Origin of the sequence: Paenibacillus sp. 598K (assembly GCF_003851045.1) — a bacterium.
Taxonomy (GTDB): domain Bacteria; phylum Bacillota; class Bacilli; order Paenibacillales; family Paenibacillaceae; genus Paenibacillus_D.
On record NZ_BFBX01000114.1, the window covers coordinates 9553 to 10024 of the forward strand.

A 472-nucleotide genomic window follows, 5' to 3' on the forward strand; every position below is an offset into this window, starting at 1 on the left:
GAGCCGATCGACGCGGCAGAGCGACTGCAGCGGCCGCCTGCCGGGGAGCAGGCGGAACACCGCAGCCCGATAATGAACGTAGCTCTGCGGGATGCCCAGCAGCTGGGCGCGTTGGACGAACTCGCCCTGCTCGATCTCGCCATGCACCCATCGCTGCAGCACATTGCTCTGCAGCAGCTTCCAGTCGACCTCGGAGCGGAACTGGTTGATCTCCTCGCGCTCCCAGTCCTGCAGACAGAGCTTCAGCGTCGACTCCAGCTCGACGATATTGATCGGCTTGAGGATATAGTTTTCGATCCCGAGCTGCATGCCTTCCTTCACATAGTGGAACTCCTCGTAGCCGCTGAGCACGATAAACTTGGTGCGCGGCGAGCTCGCCTTCACCCGCTGGATCAGCTCCAGACCGTTCAGTCCCGGCATCTGGATGTCCGTGATGAGCAGGTCCACAGGACGCTGCCGCAGCTGCTCGAGC

General features: G+C 62.3%; 1 protein-coding gene. It reads right to left on the bottom strand.

Annotated features, from left to right (window positions below; all coding sequences use genetic code 11):
• On the bottom strand, positions 1-472 hold a 472-nt coding region (locus PA598K_RS27695), incomplete at both ends, for a response regulator (protein WP_128660057.1).